This is a genomic window from Nocardia sp. NPDC047648, assembly GCF_040642815.1.
Classification (GTDB): domain Bacteria; phylum Actinomycetota; class Actinomycetes; order Mycobacteriales; family Mycobacteriaceae; genus Nocardia; species Nocardia gamkensis.
In genome coordinates this window covers 34833-60395 of record NZ_JBEYSX010000016.1, presented here as the reverse complement: position 1 = coordinate 60395, position 25563 = coordinate 34833, and the positions used below count along the sequence as shown (strand labels likewise).

General features: G+C 67.7%; 22 protein-coding genes and 2 pseudogenes. 13 read left to right on the top strand and 11 right to left on the bottom strand.

Annotated elements, in window-relative coordinates; all coding sequences use genetic code 11:
- Positions 1 to 113 precede the first annotated feature (113 nt).
- Positions 114 to 332, bottom strand: a complete 219-nt coding sequence (locus ABZ803_RS28385; RefSeq protein WP_357043883.1) for a hypothetical protein — start codon at positions 330 to 332, stop codon at positions 114 to 116.
- 149 nt (positions 333 to 481) lie between these two features.
- Between ABZ803_RS28385 and ABZ803_RS28380 the strand changes: the two genes are divergently transcribed.
- Positions 482 to 868 (top strand): pentapeptide repeat-containing protein, encoded by a 387-nt coding sequence (locus ABZ803_RS28380; protein ID WP_357044112.1) that lies wholly within the window; start codon positions 482 to 484, stop codon positions 866 to 868.
- A gap of 72 nt (positions 869 to 940) precedes the next feature.
- On the opposite strand, the pseudogene ABZ803_RS28375 reads toward ABZ803_RS28380, so the two are convergent.
- From ABZ803_RS28375 to ABZ803_RS28350, 6 genes and pseudogenes are all read right to left on the bottom strand, one after another.
- Positions 941 to 1626 (bottom strand): annotated as a pseudogene (locus tag ABZ803_RS28375) (transposase); the annotation flags it as partial.
- A gap of 592 nt (positions 1627 to 2218) precedes the next feature.
- The gene (locus ABZ803_RS28370; protein ID WP_357043881.1) at positions 2219 to 3730 is read right to left on the bottom strand and encodes a hypothetical protein; all 1512 of its coding nucleotides are present in this window, start codon (positions 3728 to 3730) and stop codon (positions 2219 to 2221) included.
- A 762-nt stretch (positions 3731 to 4492) separates the two neighbouring features.
- Complete coding sequence (locus ABZ803_RS28365; RefSeq protein WP_357043879.1) at positions 4493 to 4930, bottom strand: hypothetical protein; 438 nt, start codon at positions 4928 to 4930, stop codon at positions 4493 to 4495.
- 1432 nt (positions 4931 to 6362) lie between these two features.
- Positions 6363 to 6683 (bottom strand): hypothetical protein, encoded by a 321-nt coding sequence (locus ABZ803_RS28360; RefSeq protein WP_357043877.1) that lies wholly within the window; start codon positions 6681 to 6683, stop codon positions 6363 to 6365.
- A gap of 160 nt (positions 6684 to 6843) precedes the next feature.
- On the bottom strand, positions 6844 to 7158 hold the full coding sequence (locus ABZ803_RS28355) for a hypothetical protein (RefSeq protein WP_357043875.1): 315 nt from the start codon (positions 7156 to 7158) through the stop codon (positions 6844 to 6846).
- A 9-nt stretch (positions 7159 to 7167) separates the two neighbouring features.
- The gene (locus tag ABZ803_RS28350) at positions 7168 to 8247 is read right to left on the bottom strand and encodes a zinc metalloprotease (RefSeq protein ID WP_357043873.1); all 1080 of its coding nucleotides are present in this window, start codon (positions 8245 to 8247) and stop codon (positions 7168 to 7170) included.
- A gap of 490 nt (positions 8248 to 8737) precedes the next feature.
- On the opposite strand from ABZ803_RS28350, the gene ABZ803_RS28345 reads away from it, so the two are divergent.
- Positions 8738 to 8956 (top strand): hypothetical protein, encoded by a 219-nt coding sequence (locus tag ABZ803_RS28345; protein ID WP_357043871.1) that lies wholly within the window; start codon positions 8738 to 8740, stop codon positions 8954 to 8956.
- A 341-nt stretch (positions 8957 to 9297) separates the two neighbouring features.
- Here ABZ803_RS28345 and ABZ803_RS28340 read toward each other — a convergent pair.
- Both ABZ803_RS28340 and ABZ803_RS28335 read right to left on the bottom strand, forming a co-directional pair.
- A pseudogene (locus tag ABZ803_RS28340) lies at positions 9298 to 9423 on the bottom strand (alpha/beta hydrolase); the annotation flags it as partial.
- 602 nt (positions 9424 to 10025) lie between these two features.
- Positions 10026 to 12203, bottom strand: coding sequence for a malate synthase G (locus ABZ803_RS28335; RefSeq protein ID WP_357043869.1), 2178 nt, complete (start codon positions 12201 to 12203; stop codon positions 10026 to 10028).
- Between the two features lie 244 nt (positions 12204 to 12447).
- Between ABZ803_RS28335 and ABZ803_RS28330 the strand changes: the two genes are divergently transcribed.
- Genes ABZ803_RS28330 through ABZ803_RS28315 form a run of 4 tightly spaced genes read left to right on the top strand, consistent with a single transcriptional unit; the run spans position 12448 to position 16161 of the window.
- The gene (locus tag ABZ803_RS28330) at positions 12448 to 13188 is read left to right on the top strand and encodes an SDR family oxidoreductase (RefSeq protein WP_357043867.1); all 741 of its coding nucleotides are present in this window, start codon (positions 12448 to 12450) and stop codon (positions 13186 to 13188) included.
- A complete protein-coding gene (locus ABZ803_RS28325) occupies positions 13185 to 14234 on the top strand; it encodes a zinc-binding dehydrogenase (protein ID WP_357043865.1) in 1050 nt (349 codons plus the stop codon). Before ABZ803_RS28330 ends, ABZ803_RS28325 begins: the two co-directional genes overlap by 4 nt.
- Entirely contained in the window at positions 14231 to 14869 is a 639-nt protein-coding gene (locus ABZ803_RS28320) for a TetR/AcrR family transcriptional regulator (RefSeq protein WP_357043863.1), read from the top strand. Before ABZ803_RS28325 ends, ABZ803_RS28320 begins: the two co-directional genes overlap by 4 nt.
- Positions 14870 to 14871: 2 nt before the next feature.
- A complete protein-coding gene (locus ABZ803_RS28315; RefSeq protein WP_062975609.1) occupies positions 14872 to 16161 on the top strand; it encodes an acyl-CoA dehydrogenase family protein in 1290 nt (429 codons plus the stop codon).
- 27 nt (positions 16162 to 16188) lie between these two features.
- Here the strand turns inward: ABZ803_RS28315 and ABZ803_RS28310 are convergent, their stop codons facing one another.
- Positions 16189 to 16887 (bottom strand): helix-turn-helix domain-containing protein, encoded by a 699-nt coding sequence (locus tag ABZ803_RS28310; RefSeq protein ID WP_357043861.1) that lies wholly within the window; start codon positions 16885 to 16887, stop codon positions 16189 to 16191.
- Positions 16888 to 16976: 89 nt separating this feature from the next.
- Between ABZ803_RS28310 and ABZ803_RS28305 the strand changes: the two genes are divergently transcribed.
- From ABZ803_RS28305 to ABZ803_RS28275, 7 genes are all read left to right on the top strand, one after another.
- Positions 16977 to 18119, top strand: a complete 1143-nt coding sequence (locus tag ABZ803_RS28305) for an acyl-CoA dehydrogenase family protein (RefSeq protein ID WP_357043859.1) — start codon at positions 16977 to 16979, stop codon at positions 18117 to 18119.
- Between the two features lie 115 nt (positions 18120 to 18234).
- Positions 18235 to 18771: a DM13 domain-containing protein gene (locus tag ABZ803_RS28300; RefSeq protein WP_357043857.1), complete on the top strand. Its 537-nt coding sequence runs from the start codon at positions 18235 to 18237 to the stop codon at positions 18769 to 18771.
- A gap of 310 nt (positions 18772 to 19081) precedes the next feature.
- The gene (locus ABZ803_RS28295) at positions 19082 to 19624 is read left to right on the top strand and encodes an HNH endonuclease (protein WP_357044110.1); all 543 of its coding nucleotides are present in this window, start codon (positions 19082 to 19084) and stop codon (positions 19622 to 19624) included.
- Between the two features lie 28 nt (positions 19625 to 19652).
- Positions 19653 to 19925, top strand: coding sequence for a WhiB family transcriptional regulator (locus ABZ803_RS28290; RefSeq protein WP_357043855.1), 273 nt, complete (start codon positions 19653 to 19655; stop codon positions 19923 to 19925).
- A gap of 111 nt (positions 19926 to 20036) precedes the next feature.
- Positions 20037 to 21701, top strand: a complete 1665-nt coding sequence (locus ABZ803_RS28285) for a VWA domain-containing protein (protein ID WP_357043853.1) — start codon at positions 20037 to 20039, stop codon at positions 21699 to 21701.
- 92 nt (positions 21702 to 21793) lie between these two features.
- Entirely contained in the window at positions 21794 to 22135 is a 342-nt protein-coding gene (locus ABZ803_RS28280; RefSeq protein WP_357043851.1) for a metalloregulator ArsR/SmtB family transcription factor, read from the top strand.
- Positions 22132 to 22614, top strand: coding sequence for an SRPBCC family protein (locus ABZ803_RS28275; protein WP_357043850.1), 483 nt, complete (start codon positions 22132 to 22134; stop codon positions 22612 to 22614). Before ABZ803_RS28280 ends, ABZ803_RS28275 begins: the two co-directional genes overlap by 4 nt.
- 20 nt (positions 22615 to 22634) lie before the next feature.
- Here ABZ803_RS28275 and gcvP read toward each other — a convergent pair whose 3' ends face one another.
- Positions 22635 to 25445 carry an aminomethyl-transferring glycine dehydrogenase gene (gcvP, locus tag ABZ803_RS28270; protein ID WP_357043848.1) on the bottom strand — a complete coding sequence of 937 codons (2811 nt, stop codon included), beginning with the start codon at positions 25443 to 25445 and terminating at the stop codon, positions 22635 to 22637.
- Between the last annotated feature and the right edge of the window lie 118 nt (positions 25446 to 25563).

Here is a 25563-nt window from a genome sequence, read left to right as displayed (position 1 = left end):
CCGCCTACGGGTTCCTACCGATCATCACGCCCACCAGTACGGCTGCTGCAGCGCCGATCGACATCACCCGGGTTTCCTTGACCATCGTCGCGGGAGTCGGTGGTGTCGTCGCACTAGTGATCGCCTACCGCCGTCAGCGCGATCTGGAGCAAAGCCGGTTCGTCGAACGGTTCGGCGCCGCGGCCGCGCAGCTCGGGGCGCCCGATGTCGCGGTCCGCCTCGCTGGCGTGTACGCGATGGCCGGCGTCGCCGACGAGACCAACGGCCTGCGCCGACAGCAATGTATCGACGTACTCTGCGGATATCTGCGCCTGCCCTACGATGCCGAACACGGTGGTAGTGGGCGCACCAAGCTAGTGATCAAGACGCCCCGTGTAGACCGCGGCGAGATCGAGGAACATGTCGAGTATCGGGAGAACGACCGCAAGGTCCGCAAGACCATCGTCCGAGTCATTGCCGACCACCCGAAACCGGACACCGAATACAACTGGTCAACAAGCGAGTTCGACTTCCGTACCGCCGATCTGGAAGACGTCGACTTCCGGGGCTGCACGTTCTCCGGCACCTCCCGGTTCGACATGTCACCTTTAGCGGCACCGCCACGTTCGGCGAGGCGACCTTCGGTGGCGACGCCGGGTTCGTCGAGGCCACCTTCAGCGGCGACGCCGAGTTCGGCCGGGCGACCTTCAGCGGCACAGCCGGATTCGGCGAGACGACCTTCAGCGCCCACGCCGAGTTCGGCCAGTCCACTCTCAGCCGCAACGCCGGATCCGACTGGGCGAGCTTCAGCGGCGACGCCACGTTCGACAAAGTTGCATTCAAGGGTTCTCGCACCAGTTTCCAGAGCAGCGATTTCGGATCCGGCTGAACCGTGCCGGGTTGGGGGCCGCTTCTTCTTAGACCGTGTCTCACGTGGTTGATTCGCGAGTTTCTTGTAGCAGATCAGTGTGGCGGCGAGGGTGAGGAAGGCCAGGGAGTGGGTGGCCTTGCGGTCGTAGCGGATGTAGAGGCGGTGGTAGCCGGTGAGCCAGGAGATCGTGCGTTCGATCACCCAACGGTGGCGGCCGAGGCGGTCGCTGGATTCGATGCCTTTGCGGGCGATGCGGACGCCGATGCCGCGGTCTCGCACCCATTGCCGCAGTTCGGCGGTGTCGTATGCCTTATCGGTGTGCAGCTTGCCGGGTTTGCGTCGGCGCGGACCGCGCCGCGAGCGGATGGCCGGGACGGCTTCGACCAGAGGCCGCAGCGCTTCGGCGTCGGTGGTGTTGGCGGCCGAGATACCCACCGACAGCGGGGTTCCCGCACACTCGCCGCGTCGATCACCGCTCGCGTCCAGTCGATCAAGCCTGCGCGACCCAACTCGTCCAGGACGGTGTTGTGTAAACGTCGCCACAGCCCGGCCTCGGTCCACACGCTGAACCGGCGGTGCGCTGTCGGCACGGTGACCCCGAACGAAGGCGGCAGCATCCGCCACGCACAACCGCTGGTCAGCACGAACACCACCGCGGTAAATACCGCACGCTCATCGACCGGAGCGGTGCCACCACCCTGCGGACGTGCAGTGAACTCCGGAAGCAACGGCTCGACCAAAGCCCACAACTCATCCGGAACGAGACGTTTCGACAACTCATCGGCCACGAGTCGGACATCATGCAGCACAGCCGATCCCGGCACAACGCGAACAAATCACAACCGTAAGACACAGTCTTAGCTGCAGACTATCCTGCGACTTCGAATTAGTATCCAATCTCGCGCGGGAGGCCACCCCGAGGTTGCTCGGTGTAGTTGTTGCCAGAGGTGGGCAGTGCAACCCGCAGGCGAACCGCCGTGACCGTTTACGCTGCAGCCCAGCGGTCCGCGGACGAAGCGCCGAAGCGCTCGCAACCTTCCCCCGGACCGGCCCATCAGAGCCCTGGCGGTGACCAGGGGAAAGAGAGTCCGAAATGAATTTCCTGTCGATTCTGTCGCTGCTGCTCAGCGCCGGAAGCAGCATTCTGTCCCTCGGCAGCAGCGGGCTCTGACCGCAAAGATCCGGCCCCGCTGACGCGCCGATCCCGTCCTTCGGCCGCACCTGGCCGCGGCTCGGCGATAGGTCCGGGGCACCGAACGGGAGTTATCCCGACTGTGCCCCGGCCTGCTCGACTCTGACTCAACACATGTCTTACAGTCCTCAGGATTCGGGCACCGACTCCGAGGAGGATTTCTGGAGTTCGGCGGGCTATGGGCGGGTGACCTCAGTGGCGTGGAGGTTGCGCAGGGTGCCGTCACCGGCCTCGTGCTGGGAGGGGTAGAGCAGTTGCACGGCCACGGTCAGGGGTGTTCCGGGTTCGATGGTGTGGGTGTCGTCCGGTGTGGCGATGACGACCGATCCGTCGGTGCCGTCCTTGATCACCTGGTACCACTGGCTCTGCTGCGGATTGATTCGGGTTCGTGGCGGGACGTCGAAGCGGATCTCCCACCACACCACCCGCTGCTCGTGGGCGGCCAGAGTGAGGTCGTAGCTGACAACCCACCCTTTGGCGTCCTCGGGCCAGGTCTGGGGCCACTGCCCGACGATCACCGGGGAGACGGTGACAGGAGGCCGATCGACCTCGGTGGTGACCGAGCCGGAGTGCCGCTCGGCGGTATTGGCGCGTGAAGGTGAGGTGATCAGGCTGGTGCAGGTGAGTCGGCCCTCGTACTGCGGATCGATGGTGCCTGCCAAGGTGATGGTCGCTTTGCTGCCCTTGGGCAGGTCGATGGGCATGTGTAAGCCGTCGCGGACCGAACCGGTCCCGCACACGGCCCCGTTTTCGGCCTGGCAGGTCAGTTCCAGATCGGTCAGCTCTGTCGGAATCGTCCCCTCCAGCTGGGCGTCGGGGGCGTCGTTGGGGCCGAGGTTCTGCACGCCGATGCGGTAGGTGATCCGCTGACCGGACTGCGCTGTCTGCGGGCCGCTGATCTCCAGAGGCATTTCCGCGGGCAGGGTCACCTTGAGGTTGCGGATCCGGTGGTAGGCAGTCGCGGCACCGGTTCCGGCCGCGAATCCTAGTTTAAAGGTCTCCGGCACACGCGGTTGACCGTCGGCGCCGGCGAGATCGAAGTTGTCGATCAGCAGGGTGCCGTTCGGGTTGGTTTTGTCTGCGTGGCGAACGGTGAGCCGCCCGCCGATGATGGAGACCTGGATATGGGCGCCGCGCTCCCAATCAGCGTGGAACCCACCCGGCACCGCAACGCCGGTCAGCCAGCCGAACCCCTCCCGCAGATTGCCGGAACCGCGCACCCCGACGGTGTTGGGCCGTTGCGCGCCGCCTCCCATGCCTGCCAGCGGTGTGGCGAAGTTGCCGTAGTTGTCGAAGCCGACTCCCACGAACCCGGCGGTGACTCCCGGCGCGGTGATCTGCCCCGACCCCGTTTTCGTGATGGAGTAGCCGAGCGCGGCGCCGATACCGCCGGGCTGGGTGGTGTGCGCACCATCGATCACATAGACGCTGAAGCCGTCGCCGAGCGCAGCTGCTCCCTCGCAGGAGTAGTCGAAGTCGATCGTAACCCCGAGCGTGGAGGAGAACGCCTGATCGAGAAACGCCGTCCCCGCCTGGGAATTGGCGTTGGGAGTGAGTTCCAGGCTGCCGTCGTGCAGCCGCGCGCTGCCCAGCAGCTGCCAATGCGGGTTGGTCACTGTGTCCTGTGTGAACGATTCGATGATCGGGAACTGCGCCTGCTGGATGGTGGCCGGTGCGTACGTAGTCATAGTCGATTCCTCTCGGGCCGGATGTGCCGTGAGATGAGCGATTGCGCCACGCTGATCGACTCCGCCACGGATCGAGCGGAGCCCTGGTCTACTGATGCAGCTCCCAGCCCGAGCAGGCAAGGGGCCGCATAGTCGACTGTAAGGAATCTCCGAGCGCGACCGATTCACCTCTTTCGAGTGAACCGGGGCGGCCACCGGCAACCTACTCGTTGCTTCACGGGTTCCGGTAGCGATGGCCGAGAATTTGACGGAGTCCGGCGTATCCCCTTATAGCCGTGATCGATCGGTGGCGCCTTCGTGGCGTGTTCGCCGCGCACCTTAACCGCTGGCACCATTCTCGCGCCGAGGCAGCTCTGGATCTCGGACCAGAAGTGCGCCCAGACCGGCCGGGGCGGATGACCAACCAAGCTATACGAACTCGGCCAGGACCCCCGGAATCCCACCGCGACATCCCCTCCGCTTTCGAATCCGAGGGCGTGAGGTACCGGCCGCCACTCTTTACAAGTACAGGCCCGAGCTGGGAAACGGTTTGTGGCTGGGTGAGTCGGTGTGCCACCGGTAAGCAGTTCTCGTAGCACCGCATGAAGCTGGTTTGCCGCGCGAATTCAGCTGCCGGAGAGGATGTTTCGAAGCTTCATTCTGAGTGCATCGGCATGCTCGTCGCTGACGACCGGCCGACCCCAACCCTGCAAGGCAGCCACGCACGCGGCTTCCGCCGCGTCGATCCGATCGCTTCCCTCGCGGGCCGAACTATCCGCCTATTCACACCCGGACGAAGCGCCACAGCTGGGTACCCTCCCCCGTGTTGTCGACGAGCCTGAGCGCGTAATCCGGCCCCGCCGGGGCCACCGCGAGCTCGTGGACGAAGTCAGGCACGAGAACGGTCGATTCCTCATCCGCGTCGCCGTCGAAACTCCACCCCAAAGCACCATAGGTTTCCCCACCACCGCACACAACGGGGTCACCCTTCTGTCCCGTTCCCCCCAGGATCAGCATCGTATTCGTCTCGTAGTTGGTCAAATTGACATCCGAATCGAACACATCGACGATCCAGAGCTGACCGCTGCCTTCCCCAGGACTCACCAGCCCGACAGCCACGCCGTGACCGCCCGTGTCGGCGCCCGTGAGCCCCATCGCGGCGCCGCCGGCTTGCGGATTGAGAATCTGATACAGGCCTGTACCGTTGGTGAACTTCGTCATCGTCTTCTCCTCACTGTGTGGACGTACCGCCACTCAGCGCTGATCCGATAGCCTCCTTTGCAGTCTAAGAACTCCGCAGCAAGAATCTGATCGCCCAGTTCGGGTGACTTCCGTATGCACGCCGGAAACAGGAATCGGCCTGTCTTGGAAAGATCACGGAGTCGCGCGTCAGGCGCGGTCAGGTAGTGCGCCTCAGCGCCGTACTGTGCTGCGGGCTGTCGCCAGGGAAGACGCACGCCCGGGAGGCTGCCGCCGTCGCGGCTCTGGTGCGCTACCCCTCCAAGGAGATCGTGTCCGCTCGACGTGGAAGGTTGCGGTCCGGTGGCAATCTCTTTCCCCGCGCATCGGAAGGAGTCACTGCCCCCAGCGGACCCGCACGGGGCTCCCACCAGCTCCACCGGACCCAGGTTCGACGACTCGGCCATGGGCCCATCGTGAAGGCGCGCTATCCACACCACCTCACCCAACGCGGATGAAGCGACTGCCACCGCTTCGATCGCCACCGCATTCGCGATTTCAGCACCCGTCAACCCCGCACCCATGCAGTTCGCGAGTGACTATCGGCTTGCCAGATGATTCGGCATCGGTCGGAACAGTCCTCCTTGTACGCCTGAAGTCCGGCCCACCCATCGGTATCTCGCGGGCGCTCTCGCGCCGATACTTGGTGAACCCGCATCGCCGGTGCCGCAGGCGCGGTGGCGCTGCACTGGTTCAGTCGCGGCGTCAAGCTCGGCCACCCGTCTCGGCGTGTTCGCCCCCGCGAGGGTCCCCGATTCCTGCAGGCTTTGCTCGAAACACCGGAGGCGAGGCGAGCACCCGCGTCTGATGAACCACGGGTGCTCGCAGCCCCGGACCGGCGATGCCGATCCGGACTCCAGTCGTCCCTGCCCGCTGCCAGCGTGTGATCATCCGGCCGATCGCCGGACCCGATCGAACCCTTCGACCGCGATCGTATGGGTGGCTCGCCCAGGCACGGAGACCACCCCTGCCTGGGCGACGTTCGCGACAGAGAGCTACCTCCCGCGCGGAACGGAAGTGAGGGATGATCAGCTGCCTTGGGCCGGTACGACGGTATCCATTCTGTAAGCCGTAACCGGCCGACGGAATCCGCCGATCGGCTGTCCACCGCCGTCGATCGGCGGAACTCGATTCGCGGCTGCTCGATGACCGTGCCCGGCGTACTTGCCCCCTCCCCTGGACCAGGAGTGCGGAGAAACCGAGAGGCTCAGAGCCCCGATTCGGCGATCCAAGAAGTGGAACAGTTCGGTTCCGTTCGCGGTGCCGCGGTGGCCGGCGGGTATTCCTGGACCACGCCGGAGGGCAAGCGTCTCGCAAACACCGGACTACTTCGTCCGCTGTATGGATGACGCATCCGAATTCTGCTCGCTGTCAACGAGATTGCCTGGCCGCAAGATGGTGACCGCCAGCGAGGTCATCTCCACGACCATTTGCGAGGCCAGGTCGAACTTCGCCAGCTCGCCAGCACGCCGCAGGTGGCGGTGTCGGCGTCGCTGAGACCGATCAGGTCGGCCAGCACGGTCGCGGTCGCGGCGATGCCGTCGGCGGTCAACTCCAGCACCACGACGCCGACGATGCGATCCTCAGCCACCAGGATCAGCGCGGGCCTGCCGTTGACGATCGCGGCGAACGGCGTGGGCTTGCCGCCGAGCTTGTCCCACTTGGCTCCCGTAGGTTTGATGGCGAGCCGCACGAACGTCGCGATGCGCTCGGCGCCGACGAGCGCCCTTTTCAAGGTGGGCGAAGAAGACGCCGCCGCAGGCACAGCGCTGACATCGGCTCGAACCGAAGGGTCAGTAGAGAATCGGGAAATTGGCGCGGAACACGCCGTGTGGATCGCGGGACTGCCCGAGTTCTCGTAGGGGTCCAGGTGGGCGACGGGTGATCGAAACTGGTTACCCGGTGTCCACCAGAAGGGTGTCCCCGACGTATTGCAGCGTACGTGTAGTGGGCTCCGCTGCGCCTTCGGCGGGAAAAGACATCGAGTAACGGCCGTCCCCGAGGTCACGCCAGGAGCCGGTCGTCGCCCGGGCCCGGTCATCGGCGCCGGGACGGTAGTCGACGACGGTGCCGTCTTCTCTGAACTCGAGGCCGCACCGGCCACGTGACCGGGGAAACGGGAAGTCACGTGGCCGATAAATAGACACCGTGTCGGTGTCCTCCTCGTGGGAGTGCACCCATATTCCGAGGATGGGGATCGGTCCGGTCACCGGCAATCCTCACCGGGTCCTCGGCGCCGACCAGTGTGGCGCTCGGGCAAGGACGCCGTTGATCTCGTCGAGTAATGAACGCAACAACGCTACCTCGCCCTCGAGGTCGGCGACCGCACCCGCGCCGCCGGAGGTACTCGAATTCGTCGATGACACGGAGCGGGGGGCGGCCTCCTCGCCGCGTCCGGGCGTCGCCGCCGCGGCCATGGAGGACACCGCCGGTCGCAGATCCCCGGCCGGAGCGCGAGCGGCGACCAGGAACGAGGCCCTCGGCCCCTCCAGGCACGCGTTCATCCGCACGGATTGGCCGGTGGTGAACATGAACATCGCCGCGTCGTCGGTGTAGTCCATGTAGTTCATGAACATGTCGCCGTTGGGACCGTTGTTGCAGGAAATGTGCGGGAACTGGGGTTTGCCGAAGTTCTGGGTGGCCTGGTTGGGCGTGTCGTCGACCAGATCGCCACCGGAGCAGCCGCTGCCGTCATCGCCCCAGATATGGCGCAGACTCAGCCAGTGCCCGACTTCGTGCGTCGCGGTGCGTCCCAGGTGGAACGGCGCGGTGGCGGTTCCGATTGTGCCGAAGCAGGTCGTCGCGATGACGACGCCATCGGTGTCGACGGGACCGCCAGGGAATTGCGCGTAACCGAGAATCGAGTTTCCGGGCGCGGTCTGCGGATCGGCGCACACCCAGAGGTTGAGATATTCGTCGCTGGGCCAGGGATCGGCGCCGCCGGTCGCGGTGGCTTTCACATCGTCGGCTTCGGCGCTGAAGAATGTCTTCGCGGTGGCGGTCCGAGTGATGCCGTCGGTCGCATTGCCATCAGGATCGGTTGTCGCCAAGGCGAATTGAATGCGACAGTCGGCGATGCGGTCGGTCCAGACGGTCGGCACGCCGACGCGGTCGAGATTGGTTGCCCGGAAGTCCTGGTTGAGCACCGTGATCTGGCTCTCGACCTGGGCCGCGCTGATGTTCTCGGCCGGGAACGCGGGATTGTGGACGACGTGGACGACCACGGGGATCGTGATCGGACCGGTGCGCATCGGTGCGCGCATACGGCCTTCGTAGGCGAGCGCGCGGTTCTCGAACATCGCCGATCGCTGTCGGTAGCTTTCGCTCTGTTGGAGCAGTTTGTGGTGAACTGCCATGGTGCCGCACAATTCGCGGCTTCGTGCACCAGGTGTGGGAAGATCGGCCATCACATATCCTTTCTCGAACCGGTCGGGATGAAAATTGCCCGGTAAGGATGATTCGCCGGTTCCGCGGCCCTCACACGAGTAGCGACTACCTGCATCCGGACCTCGCGCGGCAAAAATCCGTACAACTTTGAAATATGTGGAAGATCGCCGCACAGCGGTGGAGTAACAGCTCGCGCCGGTCGGCACCGGACCGTACATGGCGAGGTTCGTGAACGGATCCAGCGATGACTCCGCCCCGCGTCCCGATGAGTATCGCCGGGTAGAAACCCGTAGCCGACTACTCGTGAGACGACGACATCCGAGGCGAAGACTCGGGGAATCGGATCGTCCCTTGCGGGGCGGTTTCGCAGGCAAAGAACGTTTACGCGAAATGGAGGAAATCATGACCGCAGGCATGGATTCGGCAGTTGTTCACACGGCGAACGAGGCAGCCGATATCAAGAAACAGGATCTGCTCGAGCAGACTTCGTGGGTAGCGCATTTGTGGGCCGACGTCCCCGCGGCCATCAGCTACGCGAACTCGCCGCCGCTCTCGCAGGCGGGCACCATCGTCTTCAACATCCGGGACAACGGCCAGGTGTGGACGTATGACCTGCACTGAATCGCGTCACCGGTGAATCGTGGATCCGGTTCCACCCTTGTGGCCTGTCGTGTGACCGGCATGAGTCGCCCGGCTTGGTATGCGAGGTGGGGCCGGAATCGCCGGCGCTAGTTCGTCTTCGGCGAGCCGATTCCCGCGGAGGGTGGGCGGCCGACATCGCGCCGACCACCAGGTCATTGTTGGCGCAGAACAGGGCGGACGGCCGGTCGGCCGAGTCCGCGAAGACGGTCTCGGCCGCGTGTGCCCTGTCTGCGAGGCCGTAGCCGACTCGAGCGTCCACAGCGTTCGAAGGGGCCGACGGTGCTGATGAGTACGTCGCCAGATTCGACGAGGTTGGCGATGAAGGCGATCGCCGCGGCCCAATCGGCGCGCTGCTTGCGCGGCGACAGCAGATAGCGCGGATGGCCTTCGCTCGCGCCGAAGTGGCGATAGTCGAACACCAGGCACGCGTATCCGGCGGCGGTGAATACTCACCGTTTCCGCAGGTCAATCTCTGTGGTTAGCGCATGCGTCCCCCTCCCGTCTTGAACCCCCACCGAGACCTATAACGCGAGCGGGTCCCGACCCTCGCGCCGCGATTTTGCGCGCCGTCCACCACGGCTGCGCCAGAGTGCCGAGACCCAGGCAGCGCCCACCGCCGGTGTCATTTGCTCAAAATTAGCTGTCGCAAAAATTTGTTGGCGTGTCGGCGCGACGACACGCCGGAAGAACATGATCGGCGAGTTGCCCCGCCGTGCCGTCGGAAGCGGTCGATGCTCGGATGTCGTGCCGATGGTGGGCCGCTGACGCAACGGCCGATCAAACTGTATCTGAGCGACGCACCATCGGCCGCCCCGTGGAGTCCGCACGCTACACCGCACTCATCAAGGACGGCGGCAGCTATCGACGCTGGTAGGACATCGCTTTCTGACACTTACCGCCTTTCCCGCGTGTGACCGTTTTGAGGGTGACGGGCCGTTATCCAAGCTGATCTCCAGTGATGACAAAGGCCCCGCACCCGGTGTTCCAGGTGCGGGGCCTCGAGTCGAAAAGAGCTGTCAGAAGCTACTTTTCACTCACTCAACATCACTCACTCGCACGCGGCCTTGGCCTCGCGGCGACGGCGGTGCAGGATCGGCTCGGTGTACCCGTTGGGCTGCTTGGTGCCCTCCAGGATCAGCTCCTTGGCCGCCTGGAAGGCGATGCTGCCCGCGAAGTCCGGCACCATCGCCCGGTAGTTGGGGTCGCCGGCGTTCTGCCGGTCCACGACCGGGGCCATCCGCTCCAGGCTGGCCACCACCTCGTCGGCGGTGACGATGCCGTGGCGCAGCCAGTTGGCCATCAGCTGGCTGGAGATGCGCAGGGTCGCACGGTCTTCCATGAGCGCGACGTCCTTGATGTCGGGCACCTTGGAGCAACCGACGCCCTGATCGATCCAGCGCACCACGTAACCGAGGATGGACTGGGAGTTGTTGTCCAGCTCCTGGCGCTTCTCCTCGTCGGTCCAGTTCGGCGCTGCGGCCAGCGGGATCTCCAGGATCTCGTCGACGGTGGCACGGCGACCACCCTTCGCGATCTCCTGCTGCCGCTTGAACACGTCGACCAAGTGGTAGTGCGTCGCGTGCAGGGTGGCGGCGGTCGGCGAGGGAACCCACGCCGTGTTGGCGCCCGCGCGCGGGTGGCCGATCTTCTGGGTGAGCATGTCGGCCATCAGGTCCGGCATGGCCCACATGCCCTTGCCGATCTGCGCCTTGCCGGGCAGGCCCGCCGCGAGACCGGTGTCGACGTTCCAGTCCTCGTAGGACAGGATCCACTGCTGGGACTTCATATCGGCCTTGCGGACCATCGGCCCGGCCTCCATGGAGGTGTGGATCTCGTCGCCGGTGCGGTCCAGGAAGCCGGTGTTGATGAACACCACCCGCTCGGCGGCGGCCTGGATGCAGGCCTTCAGGTTCACCGTGGTCCGGCGCTCCTCGTCCATGATGCCGACCTTGAGCGTGTTGCGCGCCAGTCCGAGCACGTCCTCGATCCGGCCGAACAGCTCGTTGGTGAACGCGACCTCGTCCGGGCCGTGCATCTTCGGCTTCACGATGTAGACCGAGCCGGTGCGGCTGTTCTTCAGCTGCACGTCGTCGGCCAGGCTGTGCTTGGCGATCAGCGAGGTGATCAGCCCGTCCATGATGCCCTCGGGCACCTCGTTGCCTTCGGCGTCCAGGATCGCGTCGGAGGTCATCAGGTGACCGACGTTGCGCACGAACAGCAGTGAACGGCCGTGCAGCGCCAGTTCGCCGCCGTCCAGCGCGGTGTACACGCGGTCGGGGTTCATGGTGCGGGTGAAGGTCTTCTCGCCCTTGCTGACCTTCTCCGCGAGGTCGCCCTTCATCAGGCCGAGCCAGTTGTGGTAGCACAGCACCTTGTCCTCGGCGTCCACCGCGGCGACCGAGTCCTCGAAGTCCATGATCGTGGTGACCGCGGACTCCAGCACGACATCCTTGACGCCCGCGGTGTCGGTGCTGCCGATCGGCGACTGCGGGTCGATCTGGATCTCGATGTGCAAACCGTTGTGCTTCAGCAGCACCGAACTCGGCGATTCCGGGTCACCCAGGTAACCGACCAGTTGCGAGGCGTCGGCCAGGCCGATGCTGGTGCCGTCCTCCAGGCCGACCTCCAGTTCGCCGTCCACGATCTTGTAGGACGTCGAGCCGATGTGCGAGCCGGTGATGAGGGTGACCGAGTCGTCGAGGAAGTTGCGCGCCCACTCGATGACCTTGTCGCCGCGCACCTTGTTGTAGCCGGTGCCCTTCTCCGCGCCGTTGGCCTCGGAGATGGCGTCGGTGCCGTAGAGCGCGTCGTACAGCGAGCCCCAGCGGGCGTTGGCGGCGTTGATCGCGAAGCGAGCGTTCATCACCGGCACCACGAGCTGCGGGCCCGCGGTGACGGCGATCTCGTCGTCCACGTTCTGCGTGGTGATCCGGAAATCGGCGGGCTCGGGGCGCAGGTAGCCGATCTCGGTCAGGAAGTTCTTGTAGGCGGCCTTGTCGTAGTTCACGCCGGGGTGCTCGGCATGCCACGCGTCGACCTTGCCCTGGATCTCGTCGCGTTCGGCCAGCAGAGCGCGGTTGCGCGGAGCGAGATCGTTGATGACCTGCTCGGCGCCGGCCCAGAACGCGGCGGAATCCACGCCGGAACCGGGGAGCGCCTCGTTCTCGACGAACTCGTGGAGAACGCGTGCCACCTGGAGCCCGCCGACCTGAATCCGCTCTGTCATCTACTGCCTCACTTCCGAGAAAGCCGAGTGGGAAAACAGTGCCATGTTACCCGTGGGTAGTGGTGTCGCCGCGCGCCGGGTCGCTGTGGGCACTGTGCCCGAATGCATTCGCCACGCCGAATGAGCTGGTCTTGCACCCGGCGGGTCGTCGAGCCGTCGACGGTCGGCCGGACAGCCCCTTGATCGTAACCCGCGGCCGATTTAATGTACTGATCGGAACATTTCATGGCAGGCAGGAGTTCGAGTGCCACTCACCGACAAGGTCGCCGTCGTCACCGGGGGTAGCCGGGGCCTGGGTAAGCAGATGGTGCTGGCGTTCGCGGAGGCAGGCGCCGACGTGGTGATCGCGAGCCGCAAGCTGGACGGGTGCGCCGCGCTCGCGCAGGAGGTGACGCGGCGGTTCGGGCGCCGCGCCCTGCCGGTGGCCTGCAACGTCAGCGACTGGTCGCAGTGCGACGCCCTGGTGGAGACCGTCTACGGCGCGTTCGGCCGGGTGGACGTGCTGGTCAACAACGCGGGACTCTCGCCGCTGTACCCGAGCTTGGACCAGGTCACCGAGGAGTTGTTCGACAAGGTCATCGGAGTGAACCTCAAAGGTCCGTTCCGGCTGTCGGCCCTGATCGGCAGCCGCATGGCGGCCGACGGCGGCGGCTCGATCATCAACGTCTCCTCGATCGAGGCGACCAGGCCGGAGCCCTTCGCGGTCCCGTACTCGGCGGCCAAGGCGGGACTCAACGCCCTGACCGGCGGGCTGGCCCAGACCTTCGCGCCGACCGTGCGGGTCAACACCATCCAGTGCGGCCCCTTCGACACCGACATCGCCACGGCGTGGCCCGATGAGCTGCGCGCGGAACTCACCGGACACAACGCGCTGCGCAGGGTCGGCAAGCCGGAGGAGATCGTGGGGGCGGCGCTGTTCTTCGCCACCGAAGCCTCGGCGTTCTGCACCGGCGCCACCCTCCCGATCGACGGAGGCTGGCGATGAAGGCATTGACTTACCAGGGCCCGCAGCAGATCTCGTATCAGGATCGGCCCGACCCGGTCCTGCCGGGGCCGGACGGCGCGATCGTCCGGGTCACCGCGGCGGGCATCTGCGGCAGTGATCTGCACATATACGCCGGACACGGATTCGTCGCGGGCTCCGGTTACGGCGTCGGGCACGAAGCGGTCGGCGAGATCGTGGAACTGGGGCCGCACGCCCGGGGGTTCGCCGTCGGCGACCGCGTGCTGGTCGCCGCCTCGGCGGGCTGCGACGGCTGCGCGCAGTGCCGCGGCGGGATCGTCACCGCGTGCGAGCGCCACCCGCTCCCGGTAGACGCCTGCTATGGGCTCGGCGGCTCGCTGGCGGGATGTCAGGCCCAGTTGCTCGCCGTACCGCACGCCGGGGGCAATCTGGCGAAGCTGCCCGGCGAGGTGAGCGACACCGCCGCAGTGGTGCTCACCGACAACGCCCCTACCGCGTGGTACGGAGCCCGGCGCGCCCGGATCGCCCCGGGCGACACCGTGGTGGTGATCGGGCTCGGTCCGGTCGGTCTGATGGCGGTGCAGTCCGCCTTCGCGATGGGTGCGGCCCGGGTACTCGGCGTCGATCTGCTCGCCGAACGACGCGCGCGCGCCGCCGAGTTGGGCGCCGAGCCGGTCGAATCGGACGATCCGAAGCAGGCGATCCGCGAAACACTGCGCGGCGGAGCGGATGTCGCGATCGAGGCGGTCGGCGCCGACGAAACCGTCAAGCTGGCGATCAGCGCCGTCGGGCACGGTGGCCGGGTCAGCGTGATCGGCGTGAGCCACAACCGCGCCTTCCCGTTCCATTTGATGGCGGCCCAGGTGAAGGACCTCGAATTCCACATCGGGCTGTGCGCGATCCAGTACGAACTGCCCGCGCTGCTGAGACTCACCGCGGGCGGCAGGCTGCGGCCCGAGGCCGTGGTCACCCACCACCTGCCCATGTCCGAGGGGCCCGACGCCTACCGGATGTTCGCCGAGCGGGCCGACGGGGTGGGCAAGATCGTGCTGGACCCGTCGAGATGACCGCCCCTTCGCGCAGGCGCGGCCGCCCGCCCGCCGCCGAATCGACGGCGAGCGACACCAGGGCGCGGATCGTGCATGCGGCGATCGACCTGTTCGCCGAGCAGGGCTTCCACGGCACCGGCGTGGCCGAGATCGGTGAGCGCGCCGACGTGCAGCGCGGCGCGCTGTACTACCACATCGGTTCCAAGGAGGAACTGCTCTGGCAGATTCTGCGCGACTACATCCAGCTGATGCTGGTCGAGGCAGAGCAGATCTCCGACGGCCCCGACGATCCGGTCACCAAGCTGCGCAAGATGATTCACAGTCACGTGCGGCTGATCGTTCGCCATCAGCGCGAGGTGGCCATCCAGCTGCGTGACGTCGGCGCGCTCACGGGCGAGCGCGCCGCGCAGCTACAACAGCTGCGCGACCGGGTGCAGCACTGCTGGCAACGCGTCATCGACGCCGGTCACGCGGAAGGGCTGTTGCGCACCGGCGACCACGTGGTCACCAACAGCGTGCTCGGCATGCTGAACATGGTCTCGTTCTGGTACCGCCCGCACGGCGACCGCTCCCCCGGCGAGATCGCCGACATCCTCGCGACCACTTTGCTCGACGGCGTGGTGACCGGCACCGCGCCAGACACGAAAGGCTGACCATGGCTTGGGATTTCGAGACCGACCCGGAGTACCAGCGGAAACTGGACTGGGCGGCGGAGTTCGTCCGCACCGAGGTGGAGCCGCTGGACCTGCTCTACCCCAACCCGTACGACCGCACCGACCGTGAGGCGATGGCGCTGATGCGGCCGCTGAAGGAGCAGGTCAAGGAGCAGGGCCTGTGGGCCTGCCACCTCGGGCCGGAACTGGGCGGCCCCGGTTTCGGGCAGATGAAGCTCGCCCTGCTCAACGAGGTGCTCGGCACGTCGGTGTGGGCGCCGTCGGTATTCGGCTGCCAAGCACCGGATTCCGGCAACGCGGAGATCCTCGCCCACTACGGCACGCCGGAGCAGAAGAAGACCTATCTCGAGCCGCTGCTGGCCGGGGAGATCGGCTCGTGCTACGTGATGACCGAGCCGACCGGCGGCTCGGACCCGACGCTGTTCCGCACCCGCGCGGTGCGCGACGGCGACCACTGGGTGATCAACGGCGAGAAGTGGTTCAACTCCAACGCGCAGTTCGCCGCCTTCCACATCGTCATGGTGGTGACCGATCCGGAGGTGAGCCCGTACCGGGGCATGTCGATGTTCATCGTGCCCGCCGACGCCCCGGGATTGGAGATCGTGAAGAACTATCACGTCGCCGGATTCAGCGAGCACGAAGGCCATCTGCGGTTCACCGACGTCCGCGTGCCCGCCGACCACCTGCTCGGGGCCGAGGGGCAGGGCTTCGTCGTCGCGCAGACGCGGCTGGGCGGCGGGCGTGTGCACCACGCGATGCGCACGGTCGCCATGGTCCGCAAGGCGTTCGACATGATGGCCGAGCGAGCGGTGTCGCGTCCGATGCGCGGCGGCCCGCTGGCCGGATTGCAGATGACCCAGGAACGCATCGCCGACAGCTGGATCGAGATGGAGCAGTTCCGGCTGCTGGTGCTGCGCACCGCGTGGCGCATCGACAAGGAGCAGGACTACCGGAAGGTCCGCAAGGACATCGCCGCGATCAAGGTCGCCATGCCCAAGGTGATGCACGACATCGCCCAGCGCGCGCTGCATCTGCACGGCGCGCTCGGCGTCAGCCAGGACCTGCCGTTCATCGACATGCTCGGCTACGCCGAGGTGATGGCCATCGCCGACGGACCCACCGAAGTACACAAGATCACCCTCGCGAAAGAGGTCCTGAAGGACTACGCCCCGGCGGACCCGGTGTACCCGAGCGGTTACCGGCCCGCGCTGCGGGAGAAGGCGCGCGAACTGGTCGCCCAGCGTCTCGAGCACATCGTCGGGAACCTCTGAGCGAGGCGCGCGGACCGGTGTCGGAGTTCAGGACGCGCGCTGGGCGGCCGCGTCCACGTGCGAGGTGTCCGCGTACCCGGCCACGGGACTGAGCCGCAGGACCGACGGCATCCGGCGGGTGAGCGCGGGCGGGCCGGTGAACGCCACCCGGCCCGTCCGCAGCGCGTGCGCCAGCGGCAGCCGTCCCAGCCACACCTGGTACAGCGAGGCGACGTCGGAGCTGATCGCGACGTCCACGGGATAGCCGGGATCGGACTCGCACACCGAGGGCACGCCCGCCTCGAGCACGATCCAGAAGCGGCGCAGGTCGTCGGTGAAGCGCACCAGCAGCACATGACGGCGGCCCGGGAACGACGAAGTGTCCAACCGCGTGTGCATCCACCACACCAGCAGGGCGGGATCGCGCTCGTCGTCGCGTGGCGCACCGAAGGTCCAGCGTGCGCCCCATTGGCCGAGGCGGAACAGGATCGGCTCCAACTCCCGCCCCGCGTCGGTGAGCAGGTACTCCCCGACCAGTCGCTCCACCAGCCCGGCTCGCTCGAACTGCCGCAGGCGTTTGGCGAGCAGGCTGCGCGACAGCCCGGGCAGACCGCGCGCGAGATCGTTGAATCGGGTGGTGCCCAGCAGCAGGTCGCGCAGGATCAGCAGCGACCAGCGCTCACCCACCAGGTCGAGCGCCCGGGAGATCGGGCAGTACTGGCCGTAACTCGGCGTGGAAGTCGTCATGGCACCTCGGGAGCGGGGTCTATTTTCTGGACTGTCGGGGTCCACTTTCTGCACTATCCGGTTATCGCGGCCGTTCTTAGTTTCGAAACATGACCACTACAGCTCCTGCCATCACAGAAACCATCACCACGGACTGGATCGCCCGCGCGCGCCGGGTCGGCGAGACCCTGCGTCCCGAGGTCGCCGCCCGCGACCGCTCCGGCGAGATCTCCCTCGCCGCGTTCGACCTGCTGCGCGACAGCGGGCTGTCCGCGGCTCTCGTACCCGCCGAGTTCGGCGGTGGCGGGGTCACCCACCGCGAAATGGGCGCGATCCTGCGGGAACTGGGCCGCCACGACCCCTCCACGGCGGTCGCCTTCGCGATGCACACCCACCTGGTCGCCGCCCAGGTGTGGCGGCACAACCACGGCATCGACGCCGCGCCGCTGTTCGCCAAGGTGGTCGCGGGCGCGATCCTGGTCAGTACCGGCGCCTCCGACTGGGTCGGCTCCAACGGCAGCGCCGAGCGGGTCGAGGGCGGCTACCGCGTGCACGCGCGCAAGGCGCCGGCCAGCGGATGCGAGGCGGGCACCGTCCTGGTGACCAGCGTGCGCTGGGACGCCGCACCGGACGGCCCGCAGGTGCTGCACTGCGCCATCCCGTTCACCGCCGCCGGTGTGCGGATCGAAAAGACTTGGGACACCATGGGTTTGCGCGCCAGCGGATCACACACCGTCGTGCTCGACGACGTGTTTGTGCCCGACGCCGCGGTCTCACTGGCCCGCCCCGCCACCGTGTGGCCGCCGCTGCTGAACGTCGTGCTCGGCGCGGCGATGCCGCTGGTGATGGCGGCCTACCTAGGCATCGCCGACGGCGCGGTGGAGATCGCGACCACACTGGCGGCGGGCCGCGCCGACGCGCCGACCGTCCAGCTGGCCGGCGAGCTGGCCACCGCGCACACCACCGCGGGCGACCTCGTCGACGCCATGTTCAACGCCTCGGAGAATCTGCGCTTCGCCAACACCGATCAGTACGCGAGCCGGACGCTCAGCCGCAAGACCGCCGCGGCGGACGCGCTCGTTCGCACCGTGCGCCTGGCGATCGAGACCACCGGTGGAGCGGGATATTCCCGCACCTGCGAACTCGAGATGCGTTATCGCGACGTGCACGGCTGCCTGTTCCACCCGTTGCCGCGAGCCAAGCAGACCCACTTCTCCGGCCGTGTCCTGCTCGGGCAGTCCCCGATCGGATGACGCCTGTCCATTCCGTCGACGCCGTCGCCACTCGCCTCCATAATCGATGGGGGCGAGAACCCTCGCGCGGTGAACCGGCCTTTCCGGCCATACGACGACACTCCGAGGAGTAGCCATGGTGTCCGCACGCGGAATCGCGCGATCGCCGATCACCTGGGCCGTCGCCGTGCTGCTGGTGGTCGGGCTGGGCGTAGGACTGGCCGTGTTCCAGCCGTGGCGGCTGTTCACCGATACCACCGTGCAGGAGGCGGCGCCGTCGGTCACCGCTGCGCCCGGTCCGGGGGGCACGCAAGCGCAGCCGCAGGCCATCGCCCGGGGCACGTTCGTCTCGCACGAGCACACCACCTCGGGCGCCGTCGTGGTCTTGCGGCTGCCCGACGGCAGCAGGGTGCTGCGCGTGGAGAACCTCGACACCTCCGACGGCCCCGACCTGCACGTCTGGCTCACCGACGCGCCGGTGCGCGAGGGCCGCGACGGATGGTTCGTCTTCGACGACGGCGTCCACGCCGACCTGGGCAAGCTCAAGGGCAATCAGGGCAACCAGAACTACCCCGTCCCCGCCGATGCCGACCTGGCCCAGCTGACCAGCGTCGCGATCTGGTGCGACCGGTTCAACGTCTCCTTCGGCGCGGCCGAACTGCGACCGGCCTGACCCCGGCCCGTGGGCCGCAGCGCCGAAAAATGACCCGACAACGGCGGGTGCGCTGTGCCACCATGTGTTTCGACACCGGCCACCGCCTCGAGGTGGTCGCCGAGCAGTGGAGAGGAGGGGCGGCAGTGAATCCGGAAACGACGAAGCGAATGCGGACCAGGGCGGCGCGATCGGCGGCCGCGGGCGATGCGTTCGGCAGGCCGTTGCGCGCATCGCACGGCGAACCGGACGTCAGCCGCCTCCAGATCGCCGGCTGACCGCCGCATTCCTCTCCCCGCTTCATTCCGCACGAAACATGGTGATTCCCATGATGTTCCGCCGTGCCGCCGATCAGGCGGCGATCACCGCCGACAACTGGATACACACCGGGGTCCTCGTCCTGAACGCCTCCTACGAGGCGCTCGACGAGATCAAGGCCGACCGGGCCGTGGTGCTGCTGGTCGCCGGAGCCGCGGAATCGGTGGCCGAGCGCGAGCCGCACTTCCCGATTCGGTCACGGCACGTGGAAATCGCTCTGCCGCAGACGATTCGGCTGCTGCGCTACGTCTACCTGGAACACGCCGTTCCGGCGCACGACGAGAGCAGGGCCACGCCGGCCGGCGTGCTGCGCCGCGACCGCAACCGGTGCGGCTACTGCGCCGGGTTGGCGCGCACCGTCGACCACATCCGCCCGCGATCGCGGGGCGGGCCCAACACGTGGAGCAACCTCGTGGCCTGTTGCGCACCGTGCAACACGGCCAAGGCCGACCGCACCCCGCAGGAGGCGGGCATGCGCCTGCTCTGGGAGCCGAAGGCCCCCACCCATCAGGTCAGGCGACAGCGCCGGATCTGGAGACAACTCGCCGCGACCTGACCGCGACCCGAGAAAGGAGAAGAACGCGATGACGCGCACCGAGACCACCGCCGTCGCGGAGTTGACCCTGACCGACCTGCTCCCGCTCTCGGACTCCCGAGGGTGGCACCGGGCGGCCTGCCGCGGCGACCCGAACCACGAAGCCTGGTTCCCGTACCCGTCGCAAGACTTCGACTACGCGCGCGAAGTCTGCGCCCGCTGCCCGATCCGGGAAGCGTGTGGCGAATTCGCCGCGCGCACCGGGCAGTCCGGCGTCTGGGGCGGGCACGAGTTCGACCGCGGGCGCGTGATCCGCCACTGAGGTCGCGCCGTCGCGCCTTTCCGGTGCGACGGCGGACTGCCGTGCCCCTCGTGCCGGTCGGGAGAAGCCTCGCCGACTTCGTCCGGCGCCGGTGACCATACACTGGGCGCCGTGGGCACTCATCGCAGCGGAACCAGGTCCCGAGGCATCAGCAAAGGTCCGGTTATCGCAGTGGTCGCCGTTGCGTTACTGGCCGCGATCGTCGTCGGCTGGTTCCAGTTGCGCGATCGCGCGGCGGATCAGGACAGCGCGGCGGCGGCCGAATGCGTGGAGGGCCCCGCGACGCTCTGGGTGACGGCCGATCCCAGCATCGCGGCGCAGGTGCGCGCCGCCGCGGACAGCTACAACGCCACCCAGCCGAAAGTACGCGACCACTGCGCGCGGGTCAGCGTGACCGCGCAGCCATCTTCCGCGATCGTCGCCGCGTTCACCAGCGGCAAGCCGTGGGACCAGGCGCTCGGCCCGCAACCGGCGCTGTGGATCGCCGATTCGACCCGCTCCATCGAATCCATGCGGGTCCCCGGCCTGATCGAGGGCGCGCCGGTGCCCATCGCCGCCAGCCCGATCGTGCTCGCGGTACCGGAGGAGCTGCGTCGCGCACTGGAGCAGGCCGACGTGTCCTGGGCGGATCTGCCGAGGTTGCAGCAGGGATCGCTCGGGGAGATCGGTCTGGACGGATGGGGCGGGCTGCGCATGGCGCTGCCCTCGGGGGACGCCACGCTGGCCGCGGCCACGGCGGTCGGGACCGCGGTCTCGGGAGCCGAGCCGCTCAGCGAACAGGCGGCGCAGTCCGGCCAGGTGATCGCCGCGATCTCCGGGCTCGCCGCCGACGCGCCCGAAACACCCGACGCCGCGACGGTGCCCGCGCGACTCACCGGTCAGGAAGCGCCACTGCACGCCATAGCTGCTACCGAACAGCAACTCAAGGGCGTGGCCGGTGTTGCCGCGTTCCATCCCGCCGGGTCGGCGCCGGTGGCCGACTACCCGGCCGCGCTGATGTCCGGCGCTTGGGTGGACAAGACGCAGAACCTCATCGCCGGACGGTTCACCGACTACTTGCGCAAGCCCGAGCAGGCGCAGGCCTTCGTCGCGGCGGGCTTCGGCAGTGCGCCGCCCGCCGCGGCCGCCGTCCCGCCGCGCGGCGCGCTCGACAAGGTGCGCGCCACGCTGGCGAATCCCGTCCTCGGCGTGCGCTCGACGGTCCTGGTCGACGTCTCCGCGTCGATGGGGACCGCCGAGGGCTCCACCACGCGATTGGCGAACGTCCTCGCCGCGCTGAACTCCACCATGACGGTCATGCCGCCCGACTTCGGCCTCGGTGTGTGGACCTTCGGCAAGAACCTCGACGGCAACACCCCGTACCGGGTGGCGGCCGCCACCGCGCCGCTGACCGCCGAGCAGCGGACGAAGATCACCACTGCGCTCGGTTCGGTGCGCCCGGATGAGAACCGGTCCGACCAGGCTTATCCGTCCCTGATCGCGGCGTACAAGAGCGCGGTCGCCGGGTACACGCCCGGCCGCACCAACTCGGTGCTGTTGATCACCGACGGACCCGACGACGATTCCACGGTCACCGGCACCCAACTGGCCGCCGACATCACCGCCGCCATCGACCGCGCCCGCCCTGTGCGCATCGACGTGATCGTGCTCGGCGGCAGCGGCACCCAGACACTCCAAGCCCTGGCCCAGCAGACCGGCGGCAGCTACACCCGCCCGTCCACTTCCGACGACATCGGCTTCGGCAACGCCGTCGTCAAAGCGCTCACCACGCCGTAGCCGCGCACACCCCGGCAGCTCCGGCCCAACCCGCAGGTCACCTCACTCGAAGCGCTCGACAGCGAGTATCAGTAAGTCTAGACTTACGGTTCGTGGGTACTTACCGAGATGCAGCCCTCGACGCACTGGGCGATCCGACGAGGCGGGCGATCTTCGAACGCCTCGGCAAAGGGCCGTGCGCGGTAGGACAGCTCGCCGAGGGCCTTCCGGTGAGCAGGCCCGCCGTGTCCCAGCACCTCAAAGTGCTGGAACAGGCCGGTTTGGTGACCCACGAGGCGGTCGGCACGCGCCGGGTCTACCGCTTGAATCCCACCGGTATCGACGCGCTGCGCGCGTACTTCACGCACTTCTGGACGACCGCGATGTCGGCCTTCCAGGACGAGGCGAACCGGCGGGCCGCCGAACAACGAGCCTGCAAGGAGGAACAGTCATGACACAACAGGTCAACGACAATGACGTGCGAGTCGAACTCGTCGTCGACGCACCGATCGAGACCGCGTACGAGGTATTCACCACCGGAATCGACCGCTGGTGGCCGCGTGAGCACCACATCGGCACCGGCCGGCTCGCCGAGGAGGTGATCGAGCCGCGCGTGGGCGGCCGCTGCCTCGGCCGCGAGGAGGACGGCACCGAATGCCCGTGGGGAACGGTCCTGGTCTGGCAGCCGCCCAGCCACTTCGCGTTCTCCTGGGAGATCGGCCTGAACTGGAAGCAGGAGACCGATCCGGAACGCGCCAGCCGCGTCGACGTCACTTTTTCGGCCATCGCTCCCGATCGCACCGCCGTCACGCTGGTGCACTCCGGTTTCGAGAAGCACGGACCGGGCTGGGAATCCATGCACGACGCTGTCGGCAGTGCGGGCGGTTGGCCGGACTTGGCGAACAGTTACGCGAAAGCGGCCGCCGCGGCATGACGGCGAGGCCGGGCCGAGGTTCAGCCCGCGTACGCCTCGAGCGGCGGGCAGGCGCACACGAGGTTGCGGTCGCCGTAGGCGCCGTCGATCCGGCGCACCGGCGGCCACACCTTCGCGCGGGCATGCCCGAGACCCCGCGGATATACGGCGACTTCCCGGCTGTAGGGGTGCTCCCAATCGCCCACCAGCGACGCCGCGGTGTGCGGCGCGCCGCGCAGCGGGTTGTCGGTCACCGGCCACACACCCGCGGCGACCTGGTCGATCTCCGCGCGGATGGAGATCATCGCCTCGATGAAATCGTCCAGCTCGGCGAGGTTTTCGCTCTCGGTGGGTTCCACCATCAACGTGCCGGCCACCGGGAAGCTCATGGTCGGCGCATGGAAACCGTAGTCCGCCAGGCGTTTGGCCACATCGTCGACGGTGACGCCGGTCTGTTTGGTGATCTCGCGGAGGTCCAGGATGCACTCGTGGGCCACCATGCCGTGCTCACCGGTGTAGAGCACCGGGAAATACTCGTCGAGCCGGCGCGCGATGTAGTTCGCCGAGGCGATCGCCGTCAGCGAGGCGCGGCGCAGCCCGTCGGCGCCCATCATGCGAATGTAGGCCCAGGTGATCGGCAGGATGGAGGCCGAGCCGTACTTCGCCGCCGACACCGCGTGGGAGCCCGTCTCCAGCGGATCGCCGGGGAGATATCGCGCCAGGTGCGCGCGCACCGCGACCGGGCCGACGCCGGGGCCACCGCCGCCGTGCGGGATACAGAACGTCTTGTGCAGATTCAAGTGGCTCACGTCGCCGCCGAACCGGCCCGGCCGCGCGAGACCGACCAGGGCATTCAGGTTGGCGCCGTCCACGTAGACCTGACCGCCCGCGTCGTGCACCAGCGCGCACAACTCGGCGACCTCGTGCTCGTAGACGCCGTGGGTGGACGGATAGGTGATCATGATGCAGGCCAGGCGATCGGCGTGATCGGCGATCTTGGCGCGCAGGTCGTCCAGGTCGACGTCGCCGTTGGCGCGGCACTTCACCACCTCCACGCGCAGCCCGGCCATCGCCGCCGAGGCCGCGTTGGTGCCGTGCGCGCTGGACGGGATGAGGCAGGTGTCGCGGTGGGTGTCACCGCGGTCGAGATGGTAGCGGCGGATCGCCAGCAGCCCGGCGTACTCGCCCTGGCTGCCGGCGTTGGGCTGCAGGCTCACCGAGTCGTAGCCGGTGATGTCCGACAACCAGCGTTCCAGATCCGCGATCACCCGTAGCAGACCGGGCGCGTCCTCGACCGGCGCGTAGGGATGCACGCGCGCGAAACCCGGCCAGGTGATGGCCTCCATCTCCGCGGTGGCGTTCAGCTTCATCGTGCACGAGCCGAGCGGGATCATGCTGCGGTCCAACGCGATGTCCTTGTCGGACAGCGTGCGCAGATACCGCAGCATCGCCGTCTCGGTGTGGTACTTCGTGAACGCGGAGTGGGTGAGGAACTCCGAGGCGCGGTTCTCGATCGCCGCGACCGGCGCGGCCGTTCCCGGCTCGGCCGACATCGCGGTACCGAAGGATTCGAGCACGGCCGCGACATGCGCGTCGGTGGTCGCCTCGTCGCAGGCGATGCCGACGTGGTCGACGTCGACCAACCGCAGATTGATGCCGCGCGACTTCGCTTTCGCCACGACGGCTTCCGCACCGCCGGGCACGTGCGCGAGCACCGTGTCGAAGAAACTGTCGTGCACGACCGCGCCGTCCAGCCCGGCCGCGATCGCCGCGGCGTGCCCGTGTACCCGGCGAGCGATCGCCCGTAGCCCGTCGGCGCCGTGGTAGGAGGCGTACATCGCGGCCACGATGGCCAACAGCACCTGCGCGGTGCAGATGTTGGAGGTCGCCTTCTCCCGGCGGATGTGCTGCTCGCGAGTCTGCAAGGCGAGCCGGTAGGCGACCGCGCCGTCCGCGTCCACCGAGACCCCGACCAGGCGGCCGGGCAGCTGACGGGCCTGCGCCTGCCGCACCGCGAGGTATCCGGCGTGCGGGCCACCGAAGCCGAGCGGGACGCCGAAGCGCTGCGTGGTGCCGAAGCACACGTCGGCGCCCTGCTCACCGGGCGGCGTGATCAGGGTCATGGCCAGCAGGTCGGCGCCGATCGCCACGAGCGCGCCGCGTTCGTGCGCCGCCGCGATCAGTCCGGTGCGGTCCACGACGCGACCGGAGGCTCCGGGCGATTGCGCCAGCACACCGAAGAACTCCCCTTCGGGCAGTTCGCCGGTGGACAAGTCGGCCTCCACGATCTCCAGGCCGAGCGGCTCGGCCCTGGTGTAGAGCACCGTCCTGGTCTGCGGGAACAGGTCGGTGTCGATCAACAGCCTGCCGGACTTCACCTTGCTCGCCCGACGCAGCAACGTCATCGCCTCGGCGGCGGCGGTCGCCTCGTCCAGCATCGACGCGTTGGCGACGTCCATGCCGGTCAGCTCCGACACCATGGTCTGGAAGTTGAGCAGCGCCTCCAGCCTGCCCTGGCTGATCTCCGGCTGATAGGGCGTGTACGCGGTGTACCAGGCCGGATTCTCCAAAAGGTTGCGCACCAGCACCGGCGGGGTCAGTGTGTCGTAGTAGCCGAGCCCGATCATCGAGGTGGCCACGGTGTTCGATGCCGCGAGTCCGGCGAGTTCGGCGAGTACCTCGTGCTCGGAGGACGCGGCGGGCAGCCCGGCCAGTCCGTCGCCGTCCAGGATGCTCGCGGGCAGCGCCGCGGCAGCCAGTTCGTCCAGCGACGGCACGCCGACGACGTCCAGGATCCCGGCCACTTCGGCCCGGTCGGGTCCGATATGGCGGTCGGCGAATGAGCGAGTCACAACAGCTCCCAAGGTCGGGCGGGGTCGACCACGCGGTCGACGGGTACCGGCCCTCCCCCTCTGTCGTGGCGCCTGAGAGATTCGGGTACCGCGACCGGTGGCCGAGCCCCTTTCCCCA